Origin of the sequence: Paraburkholderia sp. A1BS-2L, assembly GCF_051125205.1 — a bacterium.
In the GTDB taxonomy this organism is placed as follows: Bacteria; Pseudomonadota; Gammaproteobacteria; order Burkholderiales; family Burkholderiaceae; genus Paraburkholderia.
Genome location: NZ_CP120428.1, coordinates 2,122,043 through 2,141,763 on the forward strand (window position 1 = coordinate 2,122,043; position 19,721 = coordinate 2,141,763).

A 19,721-nucleotide genomic window follows, 5' to 3' on the forward strand; every position below is an offset into this window, starting at 1 on the left:
CGTCATCGAATCGTCATTGCGTCTTCATGGAAACGTAACCGCGTCTTACTAAATTGCCGGAAAAGTTCTCTTACTTCCGACCAGGACGCCCTATGCGAGATCTGCCGACGCCTTCCCTGCCGTTCGCTGCGAGCCTCTTCGAGTCGAATCGGCGCCTGCCGCGCGCCGAGGAAACGGTTACCGCGCAGCATCGCCTGCAGGTGGCCTGGGCGCGCAGCGACGAAGAGCTGCGCGAAGCGCAGCGCCTGCGCTACCGCGTGTTCGCCGAGGAAATGGGCGCGCGCCTCGCGGGCCCGGCGGGCCTCGACGTCGACGCCTTCGACAGCTGGTGCGATCACCTGCTCGTGCGCGATCTCGACACGCTCAAGGTCGTCGGCACCTACCGCGTGCTGCCGCCGCACCAGGCCGCGCGCATCGGGCGTCTCTACGCCGAGAGCGAATTCGATCTGTCGCGCCTCGCACACCTGCGCCCCAAGATGGTCGAGGTGGGCCGCTCGTGCGTGCATCCGGACTACCGCAGCGGCTCGGTCATCATGTCGTTGTGGGGCGGCCTTGGCGCCTACATGACGCACAACGGCTATGAGACGATGCTCGGCTGCGCGAGCGTCGCGATGGCCGACGGCGGCCACTACGCCGCCAATCTCTACACCTCGCTCGAAGCGAACGCGCTCACGGCGCCCGAGTACCGCGCGTTCCCGCACACGCCGCTGCCCGTCGAGGAACTGCGCACGGGCGCGTCCGCCATGCCGCCGCCGCTCATCAAGGGCTATCTGCGCCTTGGCGCGAAGATCTGCGGTGCGCCGGCATGGGACCCAGACTTCAACTGCGCCGACTTCCTCACGCTGTTCCGTCTCTCGGATATCAACGAGCGCTACGCGCGCCATTTCCTCGGCGACGCCGCCGCGCGCTGAGCGTCCATAACAGGCCAGCCCAGACAAGCGCCAGGCAGCGCCACAAAGCACAACGCCCGGCTCGCAGGCCGGGCGTTGTGCTTTGTGGCGCGACTCGCCGTCGCGCATCAGCGTCTGAATCGCCGTGCCTCAGTCGTCCGAGTACACCACGCGATACGGAATCCCGAGCTTGCCCCACTCGGCCGCTTCCTGAACGAGGTTGTAATCGGTGAGCGGATTGTTCTGCACCCACGTGTTCGGCAGCAGCACTTCGTAGCCGTTGCCCTCCTGGATCACCTTGATCTCCGGCAGGCCGACATCGGCGCGACGGCGGCTCAAGAGGCCCGCCAGGCGCAGGCAGAACAGCAGCGGCCATTCCACGTCGCGCGTTTGTGAGAGCTTGCCGAGCTTGCCCACGTGGCCGAGCACGAGCGTGGCGAGGCGCGCCTGGTCGGTGCGCGAGAAGCCGGGCATGTCGGCGTTGCTGGCGATATAGGCCGAGTGCTTGTGATACGCGCTGTGCGAAATCGACAGCCCGATCTCATGCAGCGACGCCGCCCAGCCTATGAACATGCGGTTTTCCTCGCGGCGCTCGTCGTCGGGCTCGTCGAACTGGTCGTAGAAGCTAACCGCCAGTTCGCCGATGCGAGCCGCCTGCGCGCGGTCCACGCCATAGCGGCGCATGAAGCCTTCCACGGTGACGGTGCGCATGTCCTCGTGCTGCGAGCGCCCGAGCAGGTCGTACAGCACGCCCAGGCGCAGCGCGCCGTCGGTGGTGTCGACGTAATCGATACCCAGTTCGTCGAACACGGCGATCATGATCGAGAGGCCGCCCGCGAGCACCGGAATGCGGTCGGGCTTGAGCGCGACGAGCTTCAGGCGGTTGACGTTCTCGGCCTTGATGAGCGCACGCTTGAGGCGCTCGAGGCCGCCGCGCGAGATGCCGTGCGTGATGCCCGGGTCGTTGAAGCCGTTGGCTTCCACAAGCTCGGCGAGCGCGCGCGCCGTGCCCGAGGAGCCGATCGCCTGGTCCCAGCCGGTCTTGCGATAGTCGGAGGAAATGATCTGGATCTCACGCGTGGCGGCCAGTTCGGCCTGGCGCATGGTGTATTCGTCGACGTTGCCGGCCGGGAAGAACTGGCGGCTATGGCTCACGCAGCCGATATAGAGGCTTTCCATGCGGATCGGCGTGTAGTGCGCGCCGATGATGAACTCGGTCGAGCCGCCGCCGATGTCCACCACGAAGCGCTTGCCCGCGCTCGCCGGCACCGAATGGGCCGCGCCCGCGTAGATGAGGCGCGCCTCTTCGCGGCCCGCGATTACCTCGATCGGGAAGCCCAGCGCTTTTTCCGCCTCGGCGAGAAATTCGCGCGCGTTTTTCGCCACGCGCAGCGTGTTGGTGGCCACCGCGCGCACGTGGTCCGGATGGAAGTCGCGCAGACGCTCGCCAAAACGCTTGAGTGCGTCCCAGCCGCGTACCTGCGAGGCGCGGTCGAGCATCTTTTCCTTCGAGAGGCCAGCGGCAAGACGCACCGGCTCGCGCAGGGCATCGACGGGATAGATCTGGCTGCCGGCGTCGGTTTCCTCGACCCGGCCGACGATCAGACGAAAGCTGTTCGAGCCGAGATCGACGGCGGCTAGCAGTTGCGGATTGGTGACCATCGAGGGGGCGAGCTCCATGCGTGAGAGCACGGCCATCCGGTCTCGCTGGGCGGCCGCCGCACTGTCCAAATATGCCATTTTAAGCGTACCCGACTTCCCCATGTCATCCCTCGCACCGGTTGCGGCCCGCAGCGCCCCGCGAGGGACGCCCTGACCCACCCTGCATCTTTGCCGCGAGACGTGTCGAATACGTGAAAATGGAGCGTAGAATTTATGACACACCAAATTTCATAATAACGTCACGAAACTGTGAGAATTTCCGAGCGTCCGTTCGAATCATCCCCTGGAATTCCGCTTTCGATACCAATGTCCATCCGCTATCCCTTACTCAATCGCGAACTGGGCATTCTGGGATTCAACGAGCGTGTCCTTGCACAGGCCGCCGACCCATCCGTTCCCTTGCTGGAGCGCCTGCGCTTCATCTGCATCACCAGCAGCAATCTCGACGAATTCTTCGAAGTCCGCATGGCCGGGCTTCAGGAGCAGATGCGCGACAATCCGGGCGCGCTCACGCCCGACGGCATGTCGCTGCAGCACGTCTATGAGCTCGTGGTGGAGCGCGCGCAGCGCCTCGTGCATCGTCAGTACCGCATGCTGCACGACACCGTGCTGCCGGCGCTCGAAGAAGAAGGCATCTACTTCCACGGCACCGATGCCTGGAACGAGGCGCAAACCACGTGGGCCCGCAAGTATTTCATCGACGAACTGCTGCCCGTGCTCACGCCGATCGGGCTCGACCCCGCGCACCCGTTCCCGCGCGTGCTCAACAAAAGCCTGAATTTCGTGGTCGAGCTCGAAGGCAAGGACGCCTTCGGCCGCCAGGCGGTCATGGGCATCGTGCAGGCGCCGCGTGCGCTGCCGCGCCTCGTGCGCATGCCGCAAGAGCTTTCGGGCTTCCAGCACGGCTTCGTGCTGCTCGGCTCGCTCTTGCAGCGCTTCGTGGGCGAGTTGTTCCCGAGCCTCGTCGTGCGCAGCTGCAATCAGTTCCGCATTACGCGCAACAGCGAGCTGTTCGTCGATGAGGACGAAATCACGAACCTGCGCGTGGCGTTGCAGGGCGAGTTGCCCGCGCGCCATCTGGGCAACGCGGTGCGGCTCGAGGTCTCGGCGGAGACGCCGGTGCATCTCGTGAAGCGTCTGCTCGATGAAAGCGGATTGAATGAGAAGGACTGCTATTACGTCGATGGCCCCGTCAATCTCGTGCGCCTGATGCAGTTGCCCGAGAAGGTCGATCGTCCCGATCTGAAGTTCGTGCCGCACGTACCCGCGATCCCGCAACGCATCGCCGCGAACACCAATCTGTTCGACGTGATCGATCAGGGCGACGTGCTGCTGCATCACCCGTACGAGAGCTTCCAGCCGGTGCTCGAGCTGCTGCTGCAGGCCGCCAACGATCCGAACGTGATGGCGATCAAGCAGACCATCTACCGCACCGGCACCGACTCGCCGCTCATGGATGCGCTCATGCAGGCCGCGCGCAACGGCAAGGAGGTGACGGTCGTGGTGGAGCTGCTCGCGCGCTTCGACGAGGAAACCAACATCAACTGGGCCGCGCAGCTCGAGGCCGTGGGCGCGCACGTGGTCTACGGCGTGGTCGGCCACAAGTGCCACGCCAAGATGATGCTGATCGTGCGCCGTGTGGCCGTGAATGGCCGCATGGCGCTGCGCCGCTACGTGCACCTCGGCACCGGCAACTACCATCCGCGCACGGCGCGCCTCTACACCGACTTCGGCCTCATGACCTCCGAGCCGAAAATATGCGAGGACGTCCACCACGTGTTCCAGCAGCTCACGGGCATCGGCGGCGAGCTGCAACTGCACGAGATGTGGCAGTCGCCGTTCACGCTGCATCCGCGCCTCGTCGAGTCGATCCGCGCCGAAGCCGACGCCGCGCGCGCCGGCAAGAAGGCTCGCATTGTCGCGAAGATGAACGCGCTGCTCGAACCCACGGTGATCGACGAGCTCTATGAAGCCTCGCAGGCCGGCGTGAAGATCGATCTGATCGTTCGCGGCGTGTGCTCGCTGCAGCCGGGCGTGCCGGGGCTTTCGGAAAACATCACGGTGCGCTCGATTGTCGGGCGCTTCCTCGAGCATCACCGCATCTACTACTTCTACGCGGGCGGCGCGGAGCACGTCTATCTGTCGAGCGCCGACTGGATGGACCGCAACCTGTTCCGCCGCGTCGAGGTGGCGTTCCCGATCCACGACCGGCGCATGAAGCGCCGCGTGATCGCCGAAGGCCTGTCGATGTTCCTCGGCGACAATCAGTGCGCGTGGCTCATGCAGAGCGATGGCCATTACCGGCGCCGCCGCGCCGGCAAGTCCGTGCGCAATGCGCAAATGAGCCTGCTGGCGAAGTTTTGTTCTTGACGCCTGTGCTGCAGTGACGGCACGCAAGCCACGATGCAAAAATGCCGCTTCGACGAAGCGGCATTTTTTATTCTGCAAGCCTGAGCCAGATGCCTGGCGCGCAGGGTGCGCGCCTCACACTGGCGCCGGCTGCCGGCGCGCCGTGCGCGCGGTCGGGAAGCGCACCGTGAAGGTGCTGCCCCGCCCTTCCTCGCTCTTCACTTCGAGCGCTGCATCATGGCGCTGCAGCACGTGCTTGACGATCGCGAGACCCAGTCCCGTACCGCCCGTGTCGCGCGAGCGGCTGCGGTCCACGCGATAGAAGCGCTCGGTCAGGCGCGGAATGTCGCTCGCGGGAATGCCATAGCCGCTATCGGTGACCGAGAACACCGCCTGCCCGCCTTCCGCCCGCCACGACAACTGCACCGAGCCTCCGTCCGGCGTGTAGCGCACCGCATTCGTGGCGAGATTGCCGAGCGCGCTCAATATTTCGGTCTCCGATCCAGTCAGGCTCAAGCTGTCGTCGAATTCAGCCGTGATCCGATGATGTCCGCCCGAGAGGCTTTCCGCGTCCTCGCGCACGTGGCCGAGCACCGCGCGCATGTCGATCATCTGCTCGCCGGGCTCGCGCCCCTCGCCTTCGAGCTTCGCCAGCACCAGCAGGTCGGTCACGATATGGCGCATGCGCGAGGCCTGCTGCTCCATCAGATCGAAATAGCGCTCGCGCTCTTCCTCCGAAAGCGGCAGTTCGCGCATCGTCTCCAGAAAGCCCGACAGCACGGTGAGCGGCGTTTTCAGTTCATGCGAAACGTTGGCGACGAAATCGCGCCGCATGGCATCGGTGCGTTCGAGCTCGGTGATGTCCTGCGACAGCACGAGCTTGCGATTCTCGCCGTACGGAAACACCTGCACCGAAATCACGTTCTGGCGCTTCGCGCCCATGCCGCGCATGATCAGCATGTCCTGGTACTCGTGCGAATTGAGATAGCGCACGAAGTCGGGCTGGCGCACGAGATGAGTGATGTGCTGGCGCAGATCGCGCTTCGCATCGAGGCCGAAATGCACCTCGGAGATGGCGTTGCACCATTCGATCTGGTCGTGGTCGTCGAGCATGGCCACGCCGTTGGGCGATGCCTGGATCGCCTGAATGAAGCGCGAATGCTGCTGTTCCACCTGGCGCACCTGGGCGTGCCAGCGCTTGGCGAGCTTGTGCAGGCGGTAATAGATTTCGCCCCAGACGCCGGGGGCGCTCGGCACTTCGCCGTAGACGGGCGCGTCGAGCAGGCGCCAAAGGCGCTGCTTGTGGAAGGTGCCGAAGAGCATCTGGCCGATCAGGACGACAACGGCCACCGCCAGCGCGACTTTGACGCCGAAGAGCGCACCGAGGCCCACGCACACGAGCGCAAGCAGCAGGATCGATACAAGGGCGCGCGCCCAGATGATGTTCATGTTCCTGCGTTCGAAGAGAATGACGGTCCGGACCGGGGCGCTGCGGATTCGGAGCACCGGCGCCGCGTGAAACGCCGCGCCAGCGTACGGCTGCCGTGATTCAGGCAGGCTTGATGCGAATCACCCGTCAACTACAGGTGAATTTCAGGCCAGGCGCAAACTTCAGGCGCCTTTCGCGAGACGGTAGCCGCTGCCGCGCACTGTTTCGATCATAGCATCGCACCCCGCCGGCTTGAGCGCCGCACGCAAACGCTTGATATGCACGTCCACGGTACGCTCTTCCACGAACACATGATCGCCCCACACCTGATCGAGCAATTGCGTGCGGCTGTGCACACGCTCGGGGTGCGTCATGAAGAAGTGCAGCAGGCGGAATTCGGTCGGGCCGAGATCAAGCTTGATCTCGGAGCCTTCCGCATGAGCGGCGACGCGGTGCGTGGCCGGATCGAGCTTCAGTCCGTTGATCGCGACCACGTCTTCGGTGAGCTGCGGCGCACGGCGGCGCAGAACTGCCTTGATGCGTGCCATCAACTCCTTCGGCGAGAACGGCTTCGTCACGTAGTCGTCGGCGCCGATCTCGAGCCCGAGCACCTTGTCCTGCTCGTCGCCGCGCGCGGTCAGCATGATGATCGGAATATGCTTCGTGCGCTCGTTGTTGCGCAGATCGCGCGCGAAATTCACACCCGACTTGCCCGGCAGCATCCAGTCGAGCAGGATGAGATCGGGCAGCACGTCGCTGATCAGGCTCTGCGCCTGCTCCGCGTTGTAAGCACGGATCGGGCAATGACCCGCGTGCTGCAGATTCACGGAAATCAGCTCGGAAATTGCGGGCTCATCTTCGATGACGAGAATGCTGCTGGGCATCGGCACCTCTTGACCTTAGGACCTGTTGAAACGGTTGAAACCGCGCGCTTGAGTACGCGCCAGAATGCGCTTTTAGCTGAGCGCTTCGCGTTCGAGCGCGTCGCGCGACTTGTGCCGCACGTCGGTGCCCTTCACGATGTAGATGATGAACTCGGCGATGTTCTTCGCGTGGTCACCAATGCGCTCGATCGCCTTGGCGATGAACAGATAGTCGAGGCCCACGGAAATCGTGCGCGGGTCTTCCATCATGTAGCTCACGAGCTTGCGCACGAAGGCGCGGAATTCCTCGTCGATGGCCTTGTCGTCGCGCACGATCTGCGCGGCGGCCACCGTGTCCAGACGCGCGAACGCATCGAGCGCGCGGCGCAGGATCGAGACGGCCATCTCGCCCGAGACCTTGATCTCGGCAATGTTGACCGTACGCGACGCGCCGTCTTCCATCAGGCGTCGAGTGCGCTTGGCGATCTTCTCGGCCTCGTCGCCGGCGCGCTCGAGGTTCGTGATGGTCTTCGAAATCGCGAGCACGAGGCGCAAGTCGCGCGCGGCCGGTTGACGGCGCGCGATGATGTTGCTGCACTCCTCGTCGATCTCGACTTCCATCGTGTTGAGACGGTCTTCGGCGGCGATCACGCGCGCGGCGGCTTCGCCGTCGAACTCGTTCAGGGCCTGCATCGCGGTGATGATCTGCGATTCCACGAGGCCGCCCATTTCGAGGACCTTCGATGAAATCAGGTTCAGGTCGGCATCGAACTGGCTGGACAGATGCTTGTCGGACATGTTGTTCTCCTTCCCGGCTCGCCGGATCAGCCGAAGCGGCCGGTGATGTAGTCTTCCGTTTCCTTGCGGACCGGCTTGATGAAGATCTTCTCGGTGTCGCCGAATTCGATCAGCTCGCCGAGGTACATGTAGGCAGTGTAGTCCGAGCAGCGCGCGGCCTGCTGCATGTTATGGGTCACGATCACCACCGTGTAATCGCTCTTCAGTTCCGCGATCAACTCTTCGATGCGGCCTGTCGAAATCGGGTCGAGCGCCGAGCACGGCTCGTCGAGGAGCAGCACTTCGGGACGGATCGCAATGCCGCGCGCGATGCACAGACGCTGCTGCTGGCCGCCCGAAAGACCATAGCCGCTCTGACCGAGCTTGTCCTTCACCTCGTTCCAGAGCGCGGCCTTGGTAAGCGCCCACTCGACGCGGTCGTCCATCTCGGGGCGCGAGAGCTTCTCGAACATCTTCACGCCGAACGCGATGTTGTCGTAAATCGACATCGGGAACGGCGTCGGCTTCTGGAACACCATGCCCACGCGCGCGCGCAGCAGCGAAATATCGCGGTTGTAGGTGAGCAGGTTCTCGCCGTCCATCAGGATCTCGCCCTCGGCGCGCTGCTCCGGATAGAGCGCGTACATCTTGTTGAACGTGCGCAAGAGCGTGGACTTGCCGCAGCCCGACGGGCCGATGAACGCGGTCACCTTGCCTTCGGGAATCTGCAGGTTGATGTTCTTGAGCGCGTGATACTTGCCGTAGAAGAAGTTCAGGTCCTTGACTTCGATCTTCGGCTTGGCCGACATGAGGCCGCGGTTGCCCTGGGCGGGGTCGAAGCCGGACGGCGCCGTAGTGTTGAGGTGACTCTCTGCCATATTCATCGGATGACTCCGCCCTTACTTTTTCGAAAAGATGGTGCGCGCGAGGATATTCAGACCCAGCACGCCCAGCGTGATCAGGAAAACGCCGGCCCAGGCAAGCGACTGCCATTGCGCGAACGGGCTCATCGCAAACTTGTAGATCGTGACCGGCAGGTTCGCCATCGGCTGATTCATGTCGGCGCTGAAGAACTGATTGGACAGCGCCGTGAAAAGCAGCGGCGCGGTCTCGCCGGCAATGCGCGCGATCGCGAGCAGCACGCCCGTCACGATGCCGGCGATCGACGCCTTGAGCGTGATCGAGAGCACCATCTTCCACTTCGGCGTGCCGAGCGCGAAAGCCGCTTCGCGCAGGTTGTTCGGCACCAGCTTGAGCATGTTTTCGGTGGTGCGGATCACGATCGGAATCTGCAGGAGTGCGAGCGAAATCGCCCCCGCCCAGCCGCTGAAATGGCCCATCTTCGCGACCACGAGCGCATAGACGAACAGGCCCACGACGATCGACGGCGCCGACAGCAAAATGTCGTTGATGAAGCGCGTCACGCTCGCGAGCCAGCTTTTCTGGCCGTACTCGGCGAGATACACGCCCGCGAGAATGCCGATCGGCGTGCCCACGAGCGTCGCAACGCCCACCAGCATCAGGCTGCCGATGATCGCGTTGGCAAGACCGCCGCCATCGGTGTTCGGCGGCGGCGTCGACTGCGTGAACAGTTGCACCGAAAGGCCGCCAACGCCGAGCGAGAGCGTCGTGTAGAGAATCCACACGAGCCAGATAATGCCGAAGGCCATCGCAGCGAGCGAAAGCGTCAGGGCAATCGCGTTGGTCACTTTGCGGCGGCTTTGCAGCCTCGAGCGCATGCGCTCCAGCTCAGGGCCGTAGGTCGCGCCGGGAATCTTCATCATCGGCTCGCTCATCGTGCGCCCTCCGACTTTTCGAGGCGCAGCAGCAGCAGCTTCGAGATCGCAAGCACGATGAACGTGATCACGAACAGAATGAGGCCGAGCTCCATTAGCGCGGCGGTATGCAGGCCGGGGCTCGCTTCGGCGAACTCGTTGGCGAGCGCCGAGGTAATGCTGTTGCCCGGAGAAAACAGCGACACGTTGTCGAGCAGGTTAGTATTGCCGATCACGAACGTGACGGCCATGGTCTCGCCGAGCGCGCGGCCAAGGCCGAGCATCACGCCGCCGATCACGCCGGTCTTGGTGAACGGCAGCACGATCTTCCACATGACTTCCCAGGTCGTGCAGCCGATGCCATAGGCCGACTCCTTGAGCAGCACGGGCGTGACTTCGAACACGTCGCGCATCACGGAGGCAATGTACGGGATGATCATGATCGCGAGAATCACGCCCGCACACAGCATGCCGATACCGATGGGCGCGCCCTGAAACAGCGCGCCGATGATCGGCATGCCGCCGAGCACCTTGCCGATCGGCTTCTCGAAGTACTGCGCGAAGATCGGCGCAAACACGAGCAGGCCCCACATACCGTAGACGATCGACGGGATCGCGGCGAGCAATTCAATGGCGATGCCGAGCGGGCGGCGCAGCCACGCGGGCGAGAGCTCGGTGAGAAAGAGCGCGATGCCGAAGCTCACGGGCACGGCAATGATGAGCGCGATCAGCGAGGTGGCGATCGTGCCATAAATGGGCACGAGCGCGCCGAACTGGTCGCTAGGGGGATCCCATTCGGCAGTCCAGAGGAATGAAAGACCGAACTTGTGGATCGTCGGCAGCGAAGCGACGATCAGAGAAACGATGATGCCGCCGAGCAGCAACAGCGTGACGATGGCGGCGCCGCGTGCGAGGCCGCCGAAAATGATGTCCCCTGCCGGGCTGGGCGCTTGCTGCTGCGCGGCGCTGCCAGGCGGGTTCGAGACGAGCGGGACGTCGGACATGATGAGCTGTTTCCAGTGGCCGCGAGCATCAGGCTCGCGACGTTGATGCGGTTCCGGAACCGCCGGCCGCCCGGTGACAGATCGGACGGCACATCGTAGCGGGTGTATTACGTGCTTTGCGTTTATTACGTGCGGTATGGCGTACCGCGTGGCTGCGATGACCACTTCGGCCTGCATGCATCACCGACCAGCAAGCAGAATGGGCCGCGCGCGGCGTGCGCGGCGGCCCTTGCTTTGGCCCTGCCATTTCAGCGAGGCCAGTCCGCCTTACTCGGCAATCGCCTTACCGCTGGCGTCCTTCACCTTCTCCTTCAACTGCGACTCGATTTCGCTCACGACCGACTGCGGCAGCGAGATGTAGTCGAGGCTGTCGGCAGCCGGCGTGCCGTTCTTGAAAGCCCACTGGAAGAACTTGAGCGTTTCCTTGCCCTGCTCCGGCTTGTCCTGCGCCGTGTGCAGCAGCACGAAGGTCGCGCCGACGACCGGCCATGCTTCCTTGCCCGGCTCGTTCGTGAGGATCTGGTAGAACGACTTCTTCCAGTCCGCGCCGGCCGCTGCGGCCTTGAACGTTTCGGTGGCCGGCTGAACGACCGCGCCCGATTCATTCTTCATGGCAGTGTAGACCATGTGATTTTGCTTGGCGTACGCCCACTCGACGTAGCCGATCGCGCCCGGCAGACGCTGCACGAAGGCCGCGACGCCGTCGTTGCCCTTGCCGCCCGTGCCGGTCGGCCAGTTCACGGTCGTGCCTTCGCCGACCTTGGTCTTCCACTCGGGGTTGACCTTCGAAAGGTAGTTCGTCCAGATGAAGCTGGTGCCCGAACCGTCGGCGCGGCGAACCACGGCGATGTCCAGATCAGGCAGCTTGACCTTCGGGTTCAGCGCAGCGATAGCCGGATCGTTCCACTTCTTGATCTTGCCGAGGTAGATGTCGCCGAGCACCAGGCCCGACAGCGTGATTTCGCCTGCCTTGATGCCCGGCACGTTGATCGCCGGCACGACGCCGCCCACCACCGTCGGGAACTGGAACAGGCCGTCCTTGGCAAGTTGATCGTCCTTCAGCGGGGCATCCGAGCCCGCGAAGTCAACGGTCTTTGCCTGAATCTGCTTGATGCCGCCCGACGAGCCAATGCCCTGGTAGTTGACCTTGCCGCCACCCGACTTCTGATAGGCGTCCGCCCACTTCGTGTAGATCGGTGCTGCGAAGGTGCTGCCCGCGCCGGTGATGTCAGCAGCTTGCGCTGCGATCGCGAAAAGCGCGCCAGCAACGCCAGCGAGCGCGGTTTGCATCAGTTTCATGTGGCCTCCAGGTGTGTGAGCGGATAAACGACACCGCGAAGCATAGGGGCTCTTTGTGACAGTAACGTGACGGTTCATGAAGCAGCCGTGACAGGACGATTACCGGCTGAAAGCCAGGCGCATCGCCCTGGATGCGCCGGCTGGAAAGGCGTGCGCGCCCCATCGACTGGGCGCTCGCGGGCGGCGGACATGCAGGAGGCATCGATCGTGCAGCCGGGGGTCGGATGCGAAAAATGCCTCAGGCATGGGCAAGAGCAGGCTGACGCAAAAGTGAAACGTTTGCGTCAGCCGAAATGCATGCAGAAAGCGGTGTCATGCCAGTTGCATGACACCGCTTTCGATCGGTGATAGTGCCGGGTCGCGCCGGCTTCGCTGCGTCAGGCGATGGTGCGCTTGACCGTTTCGGCGATCGATTCCGCGTACTGCACCGTATCGACCTCGTCGCGCGCTTCCACCATCACGCGCAGCACAGGCTCCGTGCCCGAAGCGCGGATCAGCACGCGGCCTTTGCCCTTGAGCTGGGTTTGCGCGTCGGCGATCGCCTTCTGGATCTCGGCGTTGCCTTTCCAGTCGGCGCCTTGCGCGATGCGCACGTTGATGAGCTTCTGCGGAAACAGCGTCACGCCGTCGAGCAGTTCTGCCAGGGTCTGGCCGCTGCGCTTCATCGCAGCGAGCACCAGCAGCGCCGAAACGATGCCATCGCCAGTCGTGTGGCGGTCGAGCGACAGAATATGCCCCGACCCCTCCGCGCCGATCAGCCAGCCACGTTCGCGCAGCTGCTCCAGCACATAGCGGTCGCCCACATTGGCGCGCACGAACGGCACGCCGATGCGCTCGAGCGCCTGCTCGACCGCGAGGTTCGTCATCAGGGTGCCAACGGCGCCATCAATCTTGCCATCGGTTGCCATGCGGTCTTTCACGAGCACATAGAGGAGCTCGTCCCCGTTGTAGAGGCGGCCCTGCGCATCCACGATCTGCAGCCGATCCGCGTCGCCATCGAGCGCGATGCCGAGGTCGGCATGATTCGCGCGCACTGCGCGCACGAGCGCGTCGGGCGCGGTGGCGCCCACGCCGTCGTTGATGTTGAAACCATTCGGCGAGACGCCGATGGGAATCACATCCGCGCCCAGCTCATGAAACACATGAGGCGCGATGTCGTAGGCCGCGCCGTTCGCGCAGTCGACCACGAGCTTAAGCCCGCGCAGGTTGAACGCCTGCGGGAAAGTGCTCTTGCAGAACTCGATATAGCGGCCGCCCGCGTCGTCCAGGCGGCGTGCGCGGCCGAGCTGCTCGGACGGCGCGCAATCGAGCGGCAATTCGAGTTGCGCCTCGATCTGCGCTTCGACTTCGTCGGGCAGCTTGTTGCCATCGGCGGAAAAGAACTTGATGCCGTTGTCGTAGTACGGATTGTGCGAAGCGCTGATCACCACACCCGCCGAAAGACGCAGCGCACGCGTGAGATAGGCGATGCCGGGCGTCGTCATTGGGCCCGCGAGCATCACGTCGATGCCGGCAGCCGAAAGCCCCGCCTCGAGCGACGCCTCCAGCATGTAGCCCGAAATGCGAGTGTCCTTGCCGATCAGCACGGACGGACGCGAATGCGACGCCCCCGCCACGCCAGCCAGCACCTTGCCCGCCGCGTAACCCAGACGCAGCACAAAATCAGGCGTGATCGGCACTTCGCCGACCTTGCCGCGAACCCCATCGGTTCCAAAATAGCGACGACCCATGATTCGAACCTCACGTTGGCATTGTTTTGCGGCGCATTCGTGCGCCATGTTCCTGGAACCCGTTATTCGCGTGAACAGGCCTGATGACGCGCGGCGTCGCGCATGGCGCCCCAGACCTTAAGCGCATCGACCGTCGGCGCGACGTCGTGCACGCGGATAATGGCCGCGCCCTGCTGGGCCGCGCACACCGCCGCCGCCACGCTGGCCGCCACGCGCTCCGGTGCGGGTCGGTTCACCAGCGCGCCGAGCATCGACTTGCGCGACATGCCCGCAAGAATCGGATACGGCGCGCCGCCAGCCGCAACGGGCGCCGTCTCGCGCAGATACGCGAGCAGGGTGTAATTGTGTTCGACCACCGATTTGCCGAAGCCAAAACCCGGGTCGACGCTAATACGCGCCTTGGCCACGCCCGCCGCCTCGAGTTTGGTGCAGCGCCCCTGCAGAAACTCGCGCACCTCGCGCACGACATCTACATAATCGGGCTCGCCGAGTTGCATGGTCCGCGGCTCGCCGAGCATATGCATCACGCACAGCCCGCAATTGCTCCCCCGCACCGCATCGATCGCGCCCGGCATGCGAAAGCCCCAGACGTCGTTGATCAGATCCGCGCCCGCCGCCAGCGCATGGCGCATCACTTCAGGCTTGTATGTGTCGATCGAAAGCGGCACGTTCGCGTCCTTCAGACGCTCGACCAGCGGAATCACCCGTTCGAGCTCTTCGTCGAGCGCAACGGGCGGCGCGCCCGGACGCGTCGACTCGCCGCCGATGTCGATCATGTCCACGCCGTCCGACAACATTTGTTCGGCGCGTCGCAATGCATCGTCGAAGGCAAGATACCGGCCACCGTCCGAAAACGAATCCGGCGTGGCGTTGAGTATTCCCATGACGAGCGGACGCTCGAAAGTCAGTGTGAAGCGGCCGCAGACAAGCGGTTCAGGCACAGCCGCGTTGGGGAGCGCATCAAGCAGCGCGTTAGGCAGATTACCCTGCGAGGTCAGATTGGGCACGTCAATAAACGTCAGATATGTAACTTAATGTGGCCGCTGAAAGCGGCAACAAACCACCCAGAAATGCAAGACGGGCCGATGTGAGCATCACACCGGCCCGCAACTTCAGTCGACTTGGCGCCGTGTCCGGTCAGGCCGGGGCGGTGGCGTTGCCGGGCTTGACCTCGCTGCCCGTGCTGCCGCCCGACGAAGGCGCATCACCCGGTGACGGGGTGTTCTTCGGCGAGCGCGGCGGACGGCCTGCCATGATGTCGTTGATCTGATCGGCGTCGATCGTTTCCCACTCCATCAACGCGGCGGTCATGGCTTCCACCTTGTCGCGGTTCTCATCGAGCAGGCGCTTCGCGAGGCCGTACTGCTCGTCGAGCACGCGGCGGATTTCCGCGTCGACCTTCTGCTGCGTGGCTTCCGAAATCGCGCGCGTGAAGCCCTTGCCGAACGCGCCGCCGTCGTTGTCGTCGTCGGCGTAGACCATCGGTCCGAGCGCGTCGGTCATGCCGAAGCGCGTGACCATCGCGCGGGCCGTCTGGGTGGCCTTGTTGAAGTCGTCGGAGGCACCTGTGCTGATCAGATTCATGAACAGCTCTTCCGCCACGCGGCCGCCGAACAGGATCGCCAGGCGGTCGAGCAGATAGTCCTTCGAATAGGTCTCGTTGTCGTGCTCCGGCAACTGCCACGTCACACCCAAGGCACGGCCACGCGGAATGATCGTGACCTTGTGCACCGGGTCGGCCTTCGGCAGCAGCTTCGCAATCACCGCGTGACCCGACTCGTGATACGCCGTTGCGCGCTTCGCCTCTTCGCGAATGACCGCCGACTTGCGCTCCGGACCCATGAAGATCTTGTCCTTGGCGTCCTCGAAGTCCTGCATCTCGACGATGCGCTTGCCACGGCGCGCAGCGAACAATGCCGCCTCGTTCACGAGGTTCGCGAGATCGGCGCCCGAGAAGCCCGGCGTGCCGCGCGCGATGACCGCTGCGTCGACGTCGTTGGCGATCGGCACCTTGCGCAGGTGCACCTTCATGATTTGCTCGCGGCCGCGAATGTCGGGCAGGCCGACATAAACCTGGCGGTCGAAGCGGCCCGGACGCAGCAGCGCCTTGTCGAGCACGTCCGAACGGTTGGTTGCCGCGATCACGATAACGCCCGAGTTCGCCTCGAAGCCGTCCATCTCGACCAGCATCTGGTTCAGCGTCTGCTCGCGCTCGTCGTTGCCGCCGCCCATGCCGGCGCCGCGATGGCGGCCGACCGCGTCGATTTCGTCGATGAACACGATACACGGCGCATGCTTCTTGGCCTGTTCGAACATGTCGCGCACGCGGGCCGCGCCCACGCCGACGAACATTTCAACGAAGTCCGAGCCCGAGATGCTGAAGAACGGCACCTTCGCCTCGCCGGCGATGGCGCGCGCGAGCAGCGTCTTACCGGTGCCCGGAGGGCCGACCAGCAGCACGCCACGCGGGATGCGCCCGCCCAGCTTCTGGAATTTTTGCGGATCGCGCAGGAAGTCGACGAGTTCGGACACTTCTTCCTTGGCTTCGTCGCAGCCCGCGACGTCGGAGAAGTTGACCGCGTTGTTGTTCTCGTCGATCAGACGGGCGCGCGATTTACCAAAGGAAAACGCCCCGCCTTTGCCGCCCCCCTGCATCTGTCTCATCATGTAGAACCAGAACACGATGATCAGAATCGTCGGTCCAAGGTAATACAACGCTGAAACAAGCGCATTGGGCTCTTCGTCAGCCTTGCCGCTCACCTGCACGCCGTATTTCATCAGGTCGCCGACCATCCAGATGTCTCCCGGGGAGACGATCTGATACTTCTGGCCGTCGGCCGGAGTGACCGTGAGGTTCCGCCCCTGCACCACGACGCTCTTGACCTTGCCGGCCTTCGCATCGTCCATGAACTGCGAGTACGAAACGCCTTCCTGGACACGGGGCTTGTCGAACTGCTTGAACACCGTAAACAGCACCAGTGCGATTACCAGCCACACCGCTGCCTTCGAAAACATGTTGTTGTTCAAAGCACCACTCCTTCACTCATAGACGGGCGCCTACATTTGCCTTGCGACACCACCAAAGCATTCTAATCCAGTACGCAGGGGCTCGCCATAACGTTTCGCTAAGACGGAAATAGCCTGAGCGCCTTGTCGGGACTGCGTCTCGAAGCCGATTCGAGGCGATCTGCACAGTTCCTGCAACACGCGTTGCGCACGGGAGCCGATCTTTGGCCTACCCTGCCGATCGAAAAATTAGCGGGGTCGCTTCAGATGTTTGCCCAATATAAACGTTTCGGACGATTTATCGCGCGAAGCCTTCGGTTTGCGCGCGGCCACGACCTTGAACTGATGCTTGAACTTCTCGACGATCTGGCTGTAACCACTACCGTGGAAGCATTTTACTAAAAGGGCACCATCAGATTTCAAATGATTCTGCGAAAACTCGAGCGCGAGATCGCAGACGTGTTCGATACGCGCGGCATCGGCTGACGCCACCCCTGACAGATTGGGCGCCATGTCGGAAATTACAAGGTCCACCGGCCGGCCACCCACCACTTCTTCCAATTGTGCGAGCACCGCGTCCTCGCGGAAGTCGCCCTGCAGAAATTGCACGTCGGCGATCGGCTCCATCGGCAGGATGTCGAGCGCAATGATCGTGCCGTCGATCCCGCCCTGGCGCTGGTCGTCGCGCTTCGAACTTTGCACCAGCTTGTTGCGCACATATTGGCTCCAGCTGCCCGGCGCCGCGCCGAGATCCACGATCACCATGCCAGGGCGGATCAGCTTGTCCTGCTCGTCGATTTCCTTGAGCTTGTACGCAGCGCGGGCGCGATAGCCCTCCCGTTGCGCCAGCTTCACGTACGGATCGTTAATATGGTCGTGCAGCCACGACGTGTTGAAGCGGTTTTTTGCCATTAAAGATGAACTCTTGGTGCGTGATGTCGCGCTTTTAGCGGATAATACGCGTTTAATTCGTGCGGTCGTCGCGGCCCGTCTGCTCGCAGGCGCGTGGTTCCCACCGCCTCGCTCGCTGGCATCTGCCCGCGCTACGCCGTTCTCCACGGTTTTTCATTGTTTCGACGCGCTCGCCGCCGGGCGGCCCCTCGTTGTGTGGCCTGTCCTGCCGGTGTTTCACGCTGACTGGCGGGCGCCGTCATTTTAGTCGAGTCTGCCACATCCCATGCCCGCCCTCACTCTTACTGCCGAACAGCGCTCCGAACTACGCTCCGCCGCTCACGCGCTCAAACCGGTCGTGCTCATCGGCGCCGAGGGACTAACCGACGCCGTCCTCAAGGAAATCGAGGTCCATCTGGACGCGCACCAGCTCATTAAGGTGCGCGTGTTCGGCGACGAGCGCGAGGAGCGCATCGCAATCTACGAAGAAATCTGCGACCGCCTGAACTCGGCGCCCATCCAGCACATCGGCAAGCTGCTCGTGATCTACAAGCCCGAGCAAAACAAGCCGAAAACAACCACGGCCCGCGCCGGCGCGCGCGGCACCGTCAAGCGCCCAGCCGGCGACGTGCCGAGTGCGCGCGAAGCGGGCAAGCACGGCGCACCTCGCACTGTGAAGGTCGTCAAGCCGTCGGACAACCCGATGCGCAAACCGAAGTCGCAAAAGGTCGTCGTCAAGGGCAATGAGCGCGTCACCCAGGGCGGCAACGTCAAGCGCGCCAAGAAGCGCCAGACCAGCTCGAAGCGAGCCCATCAAGGCTCGAAGTAAGTGAAGCGCGGCTAATGTGCCGCGCTTTTTTGCCTTCTTACCGGAGCGTGCTGAATAACACGCGAGCGGTGCCCGATTGAACGGTCTCAGCGCCGCGCCTGCGCACCGCGCGCGGACGGCAGCAGCCAGACGAGCCACGCGCCCAGCACACTCTGGACCAGATAGAACGCGCTCGAAACGCCGTGGAGCATGCCAAAGCGGCTCGCCCAGGCCGAATGCGCGATGTCGACACCCGCCTGCATCGCATTCATGCGCATGGCGTTCATGAACGGCTGCAGCGCGTAATAACCGATCAGCACGCACAGCAGCATGCCGATCAGCAGCCAGCGCAGCCGCCGATAGCCGGCCTCGCCCCGACGGATCAGCACGTTCGCAAGCCCGAGCAGCAACACGCCGTTCACGGCGCCCACCATGCCCTCGATGCGAAAAAGCTGCGCGGCCAGCGAGCCCGCCACGGTGCGATCGAGCGAAGTAAACAGCACGGGCGCAACCGCATAGCCGATCGTCACCTGGCTGCCCACCCACAACATGGCGAGCAGCGCGAACACACGGTGCGCCACGAGCGGCGAAGCCGGGCTGTTAGCCGAATTCGTCGATGTATTCACCGAGGCATTCACGTTCCTGTTGCGTCAGATATAGCGGACGTCGATGATTTCGTACTCGCGCACGCCACTGGGGGCCTGCACTTCCGCAACGTCGCCTTCGGACTTGCCGATCAGTGCGCGCGCAATGGGCGAGCTCACGGAAATCAGGCCGTGCTCGAGATCGGCTTCGTCGTCGCCGACGATTTGATAGGTGACCGTTTTGCCCGAGTCGAGGTCTTCGAGGTCGATGGTCGAGCCGAACACCACGCGGCCATCGGCTTCTAGCGACGTCGGGTCGATGATCTGCGCTGCCGCCAGCTTCGATTCGATTTCCGCGATGCGGCCCTCGATAAAGCCCTGCTTTTCCTTCGCGGCGTCGTATTCCGCGTTTTCCGACAGATCGCCTTGCGCGCGCGCTTCGGCAATCGCATTGATGACCGCCGGACGCTCGACGGATTTCAGGCGCTGCAGTTCTTCGCGAAGCTGGTCTGCGCCGCGCCGGGTCAAGGGAATCGTGCTCATAAAACAACTCGTTCAGCCATTTGGGGCCGTATTGATGCCGCACCAACAATCGTTGCGGCCATAAAAAAAATCACCGCGGTCAAGTGCATCCCGCGAGGGCGGCGGCGCGCA

Annotated in this window: 17 protein-coding genes; 3 read left to right on the top strand and 14 right to left on the bottom strand. The window is 63.6% G+C overall.

Annotated elements, in window-relative coordinates; all coding sequences use genetic code 11:
* Positions 1–92: 92 nt before the first annotated feature.
* The gene (locus tag P5W98_RS09580; RefSeq protein WP_421024334.1) at positions 93–911 is read left to right on the top strand and encodes a GNAT family N-acetyltransferase; all 819 of its coding nucleotides are present in this window, start codon (positions 93–95) and stop codon (positions 909–911) included.
* Positions 912–1,040: 129 nt separating this feature from the next.
* Here the strand turns inward: P5W98_RS09580 and ppx are convergent, their stop codons facing one another.
* A complete protein-coding gene (ppx, locus tag P5W98_RS09585; RefSeq protein ID WP_421024335.1) occupies positions 1,041–2,630 on the bottom strand; it encodes an exopolyphosphatase in 1,590 nt (529 codons plus the stop codon).
* A gap of 228 nt (positions 2,631–2,858) precedes the next feature.
* Here ppx and ppk1 point away from each other — a divergent pair, with 228 nt between their 5' ends.
* The gene (gene ppk1 / locus P5W98_RS09590; RefSeq protein WP_421024336.1) at positions 2,859–4,922 is read left to right on the top strand and encodes a polyphosphate kinase 1; all 2,064 of its coding nucleotides are present in this window, start codon (positions 2,859–2,861) and stop codon (positions 4,920–4,922) included.
* A gap of 114 nt (positions 4,923–5,036) precedes the next feature.
* Here ppk1 and phoR read toward each other — a convergent pair whose 3' ends face one another.
* The 11 genes from phoR to P5W98_RS09645 form a co-directional block, all read right to left on the bottom strand.
* Positions 5,037–6,350: a phosphate regulon sensor histidine kinase PhoR gene (gene phoR / locus P5W98_RS09595; RefSeq protein WP_421024337.1), complete on the bottom strand. Its 1,314-nt coding sequence runs from the start codon at positions 6,348–6,350 to the stop codon at positions 5,037–5,039.
* Between the two features lie 162 nt (positions 6,351–6,512).
* On the bottom strand, positions 6,513–7,214 hold the full coding sequence (phoB, locus tag P5W98_RS09600) for a phosphate regulon transcriptional regulator PhoB (protein WP_035522777.1): 702 nt from the start codon (positions 7,212–7,214) through the stop codon (positions 6,513–6,515).
* A 72-nt stretch (positions 7,215–7,286) separates the two neighbouring features.
* Positions 7,287–7,991, bottom strand: a complete 705-nt coding sequence (gene phoU, locus P5W98_RS09605; protein WP_421024338.1) for a phosphate signaling complex protein PhoU — start codon at positions 7,989–7,991, stop codon at positions 7,287–7,289.
* A gap of 26 nt (positions 7,992–8,017) precedes the next feature.
* Positions 8,018–8,854 (bottom strand): phosphate ABC transporter ATP-binding protein PstB, encoded by an 837-nt coding sequence (pstB, locus tag P5W98_RS09610; protein ID WP_421024339.1) that lies wholly within the window; start codon positions 8,852–8,854, stop codon positions 8,018–8,020.
* Positions 8,855–8,869: 15 nt separating this feature from the next.
* A complete protein-coding gene (pstA, locus tag P5W98_RS09615) occupies positions 8,870–9,754 on the bottom strand; it encodes a phosphate ABC transporter permease PstA (RefSeq protein ID WP_421025236.1) in 885 nt (294 codons plus the stop codon).
* Positions 9,755–9,762: 8 nt separating this feature from the next.
* Entirely contained in the window at positions 9,763–10,749 is a 987-nt protein-coding gene (pstC, locus tag P5W98_RS09620; RefSeq protein WP_421024340.1) for a phosphate ABC transporter permease PstC, read from the bottom strand.
* Positions 10,750–11,016: 267 nt separating this feature from the next.
* On the bottom strand, positions 11,017–12,048 hold the full coding sequence (pstS, locus tag P5W98_RS09625; protein ID WP_421024341.1) for a phosphate ABC transporter substrate-binding protein PstS: 1,032 nt from the start codon (positions 12,046–12,048) through the stop codon (positions 11,017–11,019).
* A gap of 377 nt (positions 12,049–12,425) precedes the next feature.
* Positions 12,426–13,778 (bottom strand): phosphoglucosamine mutase, encoded by a 1,353-nt coding sequence (gene glmM / locus P5W98_RS09630; protein ID WP_421024342.1) that lies wholly within the window; start codon positions 13,776–13,778, stop codon positions 12,426–12,428.
* Positions 13,779–13,840: 62 nt separating this feature from the next.
* Positions 13,841–14,662, bottom strand: a complete 822-nt coding sequence (gene folP, locus P5W98_RS09635; protein ID WP_421025237.1) for a dihydropteroate synthase — start codon at positions 14,660–14,662, stop codon at positions 13,841–13,843.
* Positions 14,663–14,915: 253 nt separating this feature from the next.
* Positions 14,916–16,805 carry an ATP-dependent zinc metalloprotease FtsH gene (ftsH, locus tag P5W98_RS09640; RefSeq protein WP_421024343.1) on the bottom strand — a complete coding sequence of 630 codons (1,890 nt, stop codon included), beginning with the start codon at positions 16,803–16,805 and terminating at the stop codon, positions 14,916–14,918.
* A 228-nt stretch (positions 16,806–17,033) separates the two neighbouring features.
* Positions 17,034–17,696 (bottom strand): RlmE family RNA methyltransferase, encoded by a 663-nt coding sequence (locus P5W98_RS09645; protein ID WP_421025238.1) that lies wholly within the window; start codon positions 17,694–17,696, stop codon positions 17,034–17,036.
* A 265-nt stretch (positions 17,697–17,961) separates the two neighbouring features.
* On the opposite strand from P5W98_RS09645, the gene yhbY reads away from it, so the two are divergent.
* Positions 17,962–18,504, top strand: a complete 543-nt coding sequence (yhbY, locus tag P5W98_RS09650) for a ribosome assembly RNA-binding protein YhbY (RefSeq protein WP_421024344.1) — start codon at positions 17,962–17,964, stop codon at positions 18,502–18,504.
* Positions 18,505–18,590: 86 nt separating this feature from the next.
* On the opposite strand, the gene P5W98_RS09655 is transcribed toward yhbY, so the two are convergent.
* Both P5W98_RS09655 and greA read right to left on the bottom strand, forming a co-directional pair.
* A complete protein-coding gene (locus P5W98_RS09655; protein ID WP_421025239.1) occupies positions 18,591–19,064 on the bottom strand; it encodes a DUF4149 domain-containing protein in 474 nt (157 codons plus the stop codon).
* Between the two features lie 69 nt (positions 19,065–19,133).
* Complete coding sequence (gene greA, locus P5W98_RS09660; protein ID WP_421024345.1) at positions 19,134–19,610, bottom strand: transcription elongation factor GreA; 477 nt, start codon at positions 19,608–19,610, stop codon at positions 19,134–19,136.
* Positions 19,611–19,721: the final 111 nt, after the last annotated feature.

Excerpts from the sequence above, each read along its gene's own strand:
- glmM (WP_421024342.1), bottom strand. The coding sequence starts at position 13,778 with ATGGGTCGTCGCTATTTTGGAACCGATGGGGTTCGCGGCAAGGTCGGC.
- ppk1 (WP_421024336.1), top strand. The coding sequence starts at position 2,859 with ATGTCCATCCGCTATCCCTTACTCAATCGCGAACTGGGCATTCTGGGA.
- yhbY (WP_421024344.1), top strand. The coding sequence starts at position 17,962 with ATGCCCGCCCTCACTCTTACTGCCGAACAGCGCTCCGAACTACGCTCC.
- pstS (WP_421024341.1), bottom strand. The coding sequence starts at position 12,048 with ATGAAACTGATGCAAACCGCGCTCGCTGGCGTTGCTGGCGCGCTTTTC.
- P5W98_RS09645 (WP_421025238.1), bottom strand. The coding sequence starts at position 17,696 with ATGGCAAAAAACCGCTTCAACACGTCGTGGCTGCACGACCATATTAAC.
- folP (WP_421025237.1), bottom strand. The coding sequence starts at position 14,662 with ATGGGAATACTCAACGCCACGCCGGATTCGTTTTCGGACGGTGGCCGG.
- phoU (WP_421024338.1), bottom strand. The coding sequence starts at position 7,991 with ATGTCCGACAAGCATCTGTCCAGCCAGTTCGATGCCGACCTGAACCTG.
- phoB (WP_035522777.1), bottom strand. The coding sequence starts at position 7,214 with ATGCCCAGCAGCATTCTCGTCATCGAAGATGAGCCCGCAATTTCCGAG.
- phoR (WP_421024337.1), bottom strand. The coding sequence starts at position 6,350 with ATGAACATCATCTGGGCGCGCGCCCTTGTATCGATCCTGCTGCTTGCG.
- greA (WP_421024345.1), bottom strand. The coding sequence starts at position 19,610 with ATGAGCACGATTCCCTTGACCCGGCGCGGCGCAGACCAGCTTCGCGAA.
- pstA (WP_421025236.1), bottom strand. The coding sequence starts at position 9,754 with ATGATGAAGATTCCCGGCGCGACCTACGGCCCTGAGCTGGAGCGCATG.
- pstC (WP_421024340.1), bottom strand. The coding sequence starts at position 10,749 with ATGTCCGACGTCCCGCTCGTCTCGAACCCGCCTGGCAGCGCCGCGCAG.
- P5W98_RS09580 (WP_421024334.1), top strand. The coding sequence starts at position 93 with ATGCGAGATCTGCCGACGCCTTCCCTGCCGTTCGCTGCGAGCCTCTTC.
- ppx (WP_421024335.1), bottom strand. The coding sequence starts at position 2,630 with ATGGCATATTTGGACAGTGCGGCGGCCGCCCAGCGAGACCGGATGGCC.
- pstB (WP_421024339.1), bottom strand. The coding sequence starts at position 8,854 with ATGAATATGGCAGAGAGTCACCTCAACACTACGGCGCCGTCCGGCTTC.